The 5,527-nt window shown below is 70.5% G+C and carries 7 protein-coding genes; 5 read left to right on the forward strand and 2 right to left on the reverse strand.

The genetic code is table 11. The annotated features are described in order from the left end of the window. From OEY_RS0108785 to OEY_RS0108805, 5 genes are all read left to right on the forward strand, one after another. Positions 1 to 428 (forward strand): MaoC family dehydratase (locus OEY_RS0108785; protein ID WP_029539961.1); only part of this gene is annotated, 428 nt, incomplete at its 5' end. 272 nt (positions 429 to 700) lie between these two features. Then, positions 701 to 1,924 carry an alkane 1-monooxygenase gene (locus OEY_RS0108790; protein ID WP_010593515.1) on the forward strand — a complete coding sequence of 408 codons (1,224 nt, stop codon included), beginning with the start codon at positions 701 to 703 and terminating at the stop codon, positions 1,922 to 1,924. Continuing rightward, complete coding sequence (locus OEY_RS0108795; RefSeq protein ID WP_003939211.1) at positions 1,924 to 2,085, forward strand: rubredoxin; 162 nt, start codon at positions 1,924 to 1,926, stop codon at positions 2,083 to 2,085. The genes OEY_RS0108790 and OEY_RS0108795 overlap by 1 nt, the downstream gene beginning before the upstream one ends. Position 2,086: 1 nt before the next feature. Next, positions 2,087 to 2,272, forward strand: a complete 186-nt coding sequence (locus tag OEY_RS0108800; protein WP_003939212.1) for a rubredoxin — start codon at positions 2,087 to 2,089, stop codon at positions 2,270 to 2,272. Continuing rightward, positions 2,269 to 3,507 carry an NAD(P)/FAD-dependent oxidoreductase gene (locus OEY_RS0108805; protein ID WP_010593516.1) on the forward strand — a complete coding sequence of 413 codons (1,239 nt, stop codon included), beginning with the start codon at positions 2,269 to 2,271 and terminating at the stop codon, positions 3,505 to 3,507. The genes OEY_RS0108800 and OEY_RS0108805 overlap by 4 nt, the downstream gene beginning before the upstream one ends. Positions 3,508 to 3,609: 102 nt before the next feature. Here the strand turns inward: OEY_RS0108805 and OEY_RS0108810 are convergent, their stop codons facing one another. Together OEY_RS0108810 and OEY_RS0108815 are read right to left on the reverse strand one after the other, a co-directional pair. Next, positions 3,610 to 4,218 (reverse strand): TetR/AcrR family transcriptional regulator, encoded by a 609-nt coding sequence (locus OEY_RS0108810; protein ID WP_010593517.1) that lies wholly within the window; start codon positions 4,216 to 4,218, stop codon positions 3,610 to 3,612. Positions 4,219 to 4,284: 66 nt separating this feature from the next. After that, entirely contained in the window at positions 4,285 to 5,466 is a 1,182-nt protein-coding gene (locus tag OEY_RS0108815; RefSeq protein ID WP_010593518.1) for a glycoside hydrolase family 3 N-terminal domain-containing protein, read from the reverse strand. Between the last annotated feature and the right edge of the window lie 61 nt (positions 5,467 to 5,527).

Raw genomic sequence — 5,527 nt, forward strand, 5'->3', positions numbered from 1 at the left:
CGGTGTGGCGGCAGACGTCGTCGTTCCTGCGCCAGCAGCGCACCTCGCTGTCGGATCAGCCGAAGCCCGAACCGAAGGCCGAGGAGATCCCGCCGGTGCCGACGTCGACGTTGCGGGTGGACCAGAAGACGATCGACCGCTACGCCTCGATCTCGGGTGACCGCAACCCGATCCACGTCTCGCGGCTCGGCGCCAAGGCGTTCGGGTTCCCCAGGCCCATCGCGCACGGCATGTGGAGCGCGGCCGCGGCACTGCGGGCCGTGGAGGGCCGCATCCCGTCGCACGCGACGTACTCGGTCCGGTTCGGCAAGCCGGTCCTGTTGCCCGCGACCGTGAATCTGTACGCCGCGCGCGCCGCCGCCGGCTGGGACCTGGCGCTGCGCGACCCGAAGAAGGGCTACCCGCACCTCACCGCCACCCTGCGCTGAGAGCGGCTGCGCCGCAGTCCGCACTCACACGCTGAACCATCGACGCACCGCCACCGCCGTGCGTGTTTTCGGTAGTACCGACTACCGAAAACACGCACGGCGTCGCTGACTCTGGCGTCCCTCACTCCGAAGACGTCCGCGTCGCGAAGTGGCTCTATTTACAAATCTTCTCCTTTGTCTACCGCGCCGACCCAAACTGATGTACTGTCCAAGAGACAGTGAGCTGGCTCATACCAGCTCCTCCGCGGATCACGGGACAGGGAGGTCGAACGGTGACGACGTCGGACATCGGCCGGCACGCGCACACGCCGGTGGAACAGTGGCGCGATCGCAAGCGGTATCTGTGGCTCATGGGGCTGATCCCGCCCACGGCGATCTTCCTCGCGACGGCGCTGGTCTGGGGATTCAACCAACTCGGCTGGACCGCGGTCTCGTCGGTGTGGTGGTGGATCGGTCCCCTGCTGGTGTACGTGCTGCTGCCGATCCTCGACCGGTTCTTCGGCCCCGACGGGCAGAATCCGCCCGACGAGGTGATGGAGATGCTCGAGAACGACAAGTACTACCGGTACTGCACCTACGCCTACATCCCGTTCCAGCTGGCCAGCCTCGTCTTCGCCTGCTACCTGTGGTCGGCCACGGACCTGTCCTGGCTGGGGATCGACGGCGGCCTGGGTCTGGTCTCGAAGATCGGCCTGGCGTTCAGCGTCGGCGTGATGGGGGGCGTCGGGATCAACACCGCCCACGAACTCGGCCACAAGAAGGACGACCTCGAACGGTGGCTGTCGAAGATCACCCTGGCCCAGACCGGCTACGGCCACTTCTACATCGAACACAACCGCGGCCACCACGTGCGGGTCTCCACCCCGGAGGACCCGGCCTCGGCCCGTTTCGGCGAATCGTTCTGGGCGTTCCTGCCGCGCAGCGTGTGGGGCAGCCTGAAGTCGTCGTGGGAGCTCGAGAAGACCCGCCTGCAGCGACTCGGCAAGAGCCCGTGGACCCTGCGCAACGACGTCCTCAACGCGTGGGCGATGTCGGTGGTCCTGTTCGGCGTGCTCGTCGCGGTGTTCGGCCCGGTCATCGTTCCGTTCCTGATCCTGCAGGCCGTCTACGGTTTCTCCCTGCTCGAGACGGTGAACTACCTCGAGCACTACGGACTGCTGCGGCAGAAGACGGCCTCGGGCCGGTACGAGCGCTGCACCCCCGCGCACAGCTGGAATTCCGACCACATCGTCACCAACATCTTCCTGTACCACCTGCAGCGACACAGCGACCACCACGCCAACCCGACGCGCCGCTACCAGACCCTGCGAAGCATGGACGGCGCCCCCAACCTGCCCAGCGGCTACGCGAGCATGATCGGCCTCGCCTACATTCCGCCGCTGTGGCGCAAGGTGATGGACCATCGCGTCGTCGAGCACTACGACGGCGACCTCACCCGAGCCAACATCCAGCCTCGCAAGCGCGACAAGGTTCTCGCGCAGTACGGAGCACAGTGATGGCCGCCTACGAATGCCCGGTGTGCAACTACGTCTACGACGAGACCGCCGGCGCGCCGCGCGAGGGTTTCCCCGCCGGCACCCCCTGGGACGCGATTCCCGACGACTGGTGCTGCCCCGACTGCGGGGTCCGCGAGAAGATCGACTTCGAAGGACGCTGAGATGACCACCGACTACAAGCTGTTCCGTTGCCTGCAGTGCGGATTCGAGTACGACGAGGCCGAGGGCTGGCCCGAGGACGGCATCGAGCCCGGCACCCGCTGGGACGACATCCCCGACGACTGGTCCTGCCCGGACTGCGGCGCCGCCAAGTCCGACTTCGAGATGGTCGAGGTCAGCCGGACGTGACCGAGACGATCGTCGTCGTCGGCACCGGGGTGGCCGGCGCGACCGCCGCACAGACCCTGCGCAACGAAGGCTTCGCCGGCCGTGTCGTGCTGATCGGCGAGGAGGCCGCACTGCCGTACCGGCGGCCGGTGCTCTCGAAGGACCTGCTCGCCGGCAGGATCACCGACGAGAAGGCGCAACTCGAACCGGCCGGCTACTGGACCGACCACGACATCGAATTGCGCACCGAGACCCGGGTCGTCGAACTCGACCCGGAACGTCACCGACTCCGGCTGTGGGACAACGAGATCGTCGAGTACGACGCGGTGATCCTGGCGACGGGTGCGCGCGCCCGTCACCTCGAGCACGACGCCGGGGACCGGGTGCTGAGCCTGCGCACGGCGGAGAACGTCGCGCCGCTGCGGGCCGCGATCGCGTCGCACCGAGCGCTCCTCGTCGTCGGCGCCGGCCTGATCGGCTGCGAGGTCGCCTCCACCGCACGAGAACTGGGAGCCGAGGTCACGGTGCTCGAGAGTGCGCCGTCGCCGCTCGCCCGCATCGTGCCGCCCGCGGTGGCCCGGATGTACGTCGGCCTGCACGCCGAACACGACGTGCCCGTCCACACCGGCGTCGCGCTGCGCTCCCTCACCGGGAGCGACGACGGGGTGCACGCCGTCGCGGAGGACGGCCGCTCCTGGACGGCGGGCACCGCGCTCGTCGCGGTGGGCTCGGTGCCGGACACCGCGCTCGCCCGGGCGGCCGGGCTCACCGTCGGCGACGGCATCGTCGTCGACGAGGCCTACCGCACCTCGGCCGCCGGGGTGTACGCCGCGGGCGACGTGATCGAGCAACCCGACCCGGTACTCGGCGGCCGGCACCGCACGGAGAACTGGAACAGCGCCCGGGCGCAGGGCCTTGCCGCGGCGAAATCCGTTCTCGGGCAGCCGCTCGGCGCCGCGGAGGTGCCGTGGGGCTGGTCCAACCAGTACGGGCACAACCTGCAGTTCGCCGGCTGGTCCCGGCACGACGACGACTACGTGGTGCGCGGGTCGATCGAGGACCGCGACTTCACGGCGCTCGCGCTGCGCGGCGACCGGCTCGTGGGGGCGATCGCCCTCGGCCGTCCGAAGGACATCCGCATCGTGCGCCGGCTCGTGGCCGCCGGCGCCCCGATCGACCGCGCCGCCCTGGCGGACGAGTCCGTCGCACTGGGCGACGTCGCCGGTCGGGGCGCGGCCGTGCCGGCCTCGCTGTAACGGGCAGCCACCTCGGCTCGCCCGGACGACGTCCGGCGGAAGGCTCCCCCGAGGCCCTGCCGGGGCCGTCTCCGGACTGCCCCGACAGGGCCTCGGGGCGTCTCAGCCGTGCTGGTCGGTGCGCTTCTTGCCGGCCAGTCCGCGCCAGGCGAGGTTCTCGAGCAGGTCGGCGGCTTTCTCCACGTCGATCTCGCCGCCCGCGATGCGGTCGGCGACCGCCTCACCGGCACCGACCAGCGCCACCGCCATGATGGCGAAGTCCGTTCCCGGCTCCGGGTCGCGGGTGCTCGACTCCAGCAGATGCGCGGTGAGCTCGATGAGCCGGTCCCGGCTGCTGCGGACCTGCCCGGCGAACGCCTGCTGCGACATCGCCTGGCGGTAGAGCACCATCCACGAGTTGCGGTGGGCGTCGACGAACCCGAGGAACGACTCGAGCGCCACCCGCAGCTGGTCGCGCGGCGTGAGCCCGGGGTCGCCGGCGGGCGTCAGCGCCTCGACGAACCGCTGCCCCTCGCGGCTGATGCACGCGGCGAACAGTTCGTCCTTCGAGCCGTAGTACAGGTAGAGCATCGGCTTGGAGATCTGCGCCCGGGCCGCGATGGCGTCCATCGAGGTATTGTGGAATCCGTTCTCGGAGAAGACCTCCACCGCGGCATCGAGCATCTGCTGTTCCCGCACCGCGCGAGGCAGTCGCTTGGTACCGCCGGCCATGTCTCCTCCAAGTCCCGATGCTCCGATTCCTTACTCTAGAGTAAGGATCGGGTTTCCGACGTCGATTCAGCAGTCCAGCGCGCCCTTGGCGCGCGCGACGGTGCGCACCGCGTCGTCCACCCGCGCGGCCGGGAGCTCCCCCGTCGCCACCGCCTGCTCGAGGTGGTCGAGCACCCGCGGGACGTCGTCGGTGGACAGCCACAGCGCCTGGTCCACCCCGGCGGCGAGCGCCGCCTGCACCGCCTCGGTGATGTCGTACGTATCGGTGATGGCCCGCATCCCCGACAGGTCGTCGGTGAAGACCACCCCGTCGAACGGCGGGGCGCCGTAGCCCGTTCCGGAACGCAGCAACTGCACGGCCTGCGGGCTGATGCTCGCCGGCACGCCCTCGGTCAGACCCGGCACGTCCAAGTGCCCGAGCATCACCGCGACCCCGGAATCGACGAGCTCCCGGTACGGCACCAGGTCCACCTGCTGCAGCTGGTCGAGCGGCGGCGCGGTGACCGCACCGGTGTGCGAGTCGCCCGACGCCGAACCGTGGCCCGGGAAGTGCTTGAGCACCGGCAGGATTCCCGCGTCGCGCAGCCCGCGCGCGTAGGCGCCGGCGTACTGCACCACCACCTGCGGATCGGCGGAGAAGGAACGGTCGCCGATCACCGCGTCGTCGGGCTGGCTGCTCACATCCACGTCGGGGGCGAAGTCGACGGTGACGCCGAGCTCGCGGAGCTCACGGCCCCGCTCCAGCGCCATCCGGTAGGTCTCCTCCACCGTCATGGTCTGCGCCGTCACCCGCGCCGACGGATCGGGACCCAGCAGCGCCCCAACGCGCGAGACCCGGCCGCCCTCCTCGTCGATGGTGACCATCAGCGGCAGCCGGCTCGCCGCCGTCACCTGCGGGATCTCCCGGTTCGCCAGCATCGACACATCGGTCCAGCTGCCGACGAAGATCCCGCCGATCTGTTCGGACCGCACCGCCTCGAGTGCGTCGGCCGTGCCCGTGACGCCGACGTTGAGCAGCTGCGCCAGCCGCTGCCGCACCGTCAGCGACGCGAGCAGCTCGTCGCCGCACGCCGGTGCGGCGGACGCGGTCGCCATGGGGGCGGGCGACGGTGGCTGCGCGACGGCCGAGGTGTCCTGCGACGTGGGCGCAGCCGTGGACTCGGCGGCCCGGGGAGCGTCCTGTCCTCCGCACCCGGCGACGGCGAGGACGGCCGCGACCGCGACGGTGAGGGTGTGACGGATCCGCATGGCCTCCGACGGTAGCCGACCACCACCGTGCCGGTCCCCACGACCCGCGGCGGCGGGTGGT

The sequence above is a fragment of the Rhodococcus sp. P14 genome (assembly GCF_000256505.1).
GTDB lineage: Bacteria > Actinomycetota > Actinomycetes > Mycobacteriales > Mycobacteriaceae > Rhodococcus > Rhodococcus ruber.